Origin of the sequence: Bartonella sp. AA18HLJMS (assembly GCF_042197245.1) — a bacterium.
Taxonomy (GTDB): Bacteria; Pseudomonadota; Alphaproteobacteria; order Rhizobiales; family Rhizobiaceae; genus Bartonella.
In genome coordinates this window covers 1-866 of sequence record NZ_JBHIRP010000078.1, presented here as the reverse complement: position 1 = coordinate 866, position 866 = coordinate 1, and the positions used below count along the sequence as shown (strand labels likewise).

The following is an 866-nucleotide window of genomic DNA, read 5'->3' as shown; positions in this document are numbered from 1 at the left end:
GCTTTGTGGATAAGACACACCGGCACTTTTTACACCTTCAAGAAACGTGTTTCTAAAATCAGGATTTGCTGAAAAAACAGGCGTAACATTCGATAAGAATGTAGCCGCTATAGCCAACGAAAGAACTTTAACAAAAGAAAAACGAGAACGTTTTAATTCACTCGCTGCTTGTGGGGCATATAATTTTTTCATAACAAACTCTCCAATGAAAAAACTTAGAAACACCTCCAAAACATAAAAAAGACACATTTTAGCATTATTGATCTCTTTGGAATTCAGAGTAGAGGATCATTGCTTAGAGTGTGAACATTTTGAGTCTTTAGTTTTGTTTGTGCTCTCTGTATTGAGACCTAAATGTTTGTTTTTTTGATTATGTTTTGTGGACATAAAGATAACACATTTAGAGTCTAAGGGTTTAGTGTACTGTTTTTTCCTAACTAAAAAAAGGGCCTTGTATATTTAATATTACTTTTTACTTGGTAGTGATTACTATAAAATCCTTTGTACTAGGTTTTAGTATGTATTTTCCTAATTATAGACTTTATTTTTATTAGAAAGCATGGTTTTATTAATAATAAGTAAAGTAAAAAGAAATTGTAATATGTCCGGAATATAGTTTTCCTTGGATAACTGGCTTTTTAGTTGGATTTTTTCTTTTTAATATATCATATAATGATATATGCGTGGTCTCGTGATGTACCTTTTATCTTTACGCACTACTTATCCTCCCCTTTGAAAGTTATTTTATCAAAATGAGTCTTACTAATGTACATTCCCATACAGCTATAGGCTGTTCAAGAAAATAGCAACATAAAAATATAGCTTTTTAGCAATATGGATTCTACTGTGATCTTTTTTCAACAAAA

1 protein-coding gene is annotated in these 866 nt (G+C 30.5%); it reads right to left on the bottom strand.

What is annotated here, in order from left to right:
* Positions 1–192: hypothetical protein (locus ACFINW_RS10005; RefSeq protein WP_375674268.1), on the bottom strand; the 192-nt coding region annotated here is incomplete at its 3' end.
* Positions 193–866: the final 674 nt, after the last annotated feature.